This window comes from Acidithiobacillus sp., from assembly GCF_049965315.1.
GTDB lineage: Bacteria > Pseudomonadota > Gammaproteobacteria > Acidithiobacillales > Acidithiobacillaceae > Acidithiobacillus_B.
Genome location: NZ_JBMFWL010000067.1, coordinates 1 through 834, shown reverse-complemented (window position 1 = coordinate 834; position 834 = coordinate 1). Strand labels below are relative to the sequence as shown.

The 834-nt window shown below is 60.3% G+C and carries 1 pseudogene; it reads right to left on the bottom strand.

The features are described 5' to 3' along the window. Positions 1-216 precede the first annotated feature (216 nt). A pseudogene (locus ACP5MM_RS09810) lies at positions 217-834 on the bottom strand (DNA-directed RNA polymerase subunit beta'); the annotation flags it as partial.

The following is an 834-nucleotide window of genomic DNA, read 5'->3' as shown; positions in this document are numbered from 1 at the left end:
CATTGGGTTTCCCTTTCCGTTGTCTACGATAAACCTTTGCAGTTGCAATTCCCCAGTTGTCAGTTTCATTTCAACCCCACTCCCAAGGGCTTGAATGGGCCACCCTCGATTCTCTGTCGGGGAAAGAAAAAGCCCGGGGTTTGGCCCCGGGCTTTGAGTTTGGACTGCAGATCCTTCGCTTGCGCTCAGGATGACAGGTGATTCCGAGATGGCGACCTACTCGCTGGCGGCCATTTCTTCGGCTTCGCCTTCGGCTCGCATCATCTCGAGCTCGCGCTCTTCTGCTTCGTGAGCGGCGATGACCTCCTGCTGGACACGGGCTGCCTGCTCCTCCAGCTCGGGTGAGAGCTGGACGTTGCGGTAGTACTCCATGCCGGTGCCGGCGGGGATGAGGCGGCCGACGATGACGTTCTCCTTGAGACCGCGGAGGCCGTCGATGGCGCCGTTGATGGACGCCTCGGTGAGGACTCGGGTGGTCTCCTGGAAGCTGGCGGCCGAGATGAAGCTGTCGGTCGAGAGCGACGCCTTGGTGATGCCGAGCAACAGAGGATGCGCAATGGCCGGGCGGCCACCTTTGGCGATAGTGCGCTCGTTCTCCTCGCGGAAGCGGAACTTGTCGATCTGCTGCTCGAGGAGGAAGGAGGTGTCGCCGACGTCTTCGATCTTGACCCAGCGGAGCATCTGCCGAACGATGGTCTCGATGTGCTTGTCGCTGATGGCGACACCCTGCAGCCGGTAGACTTCCTGAATTTCATTGACGAGGTAGGCCTGAAGGGCATTTTCGCCAAGGACATCGAGGATGTCATGCGGGTTGAGTGGGCCGTCCATGAGGGG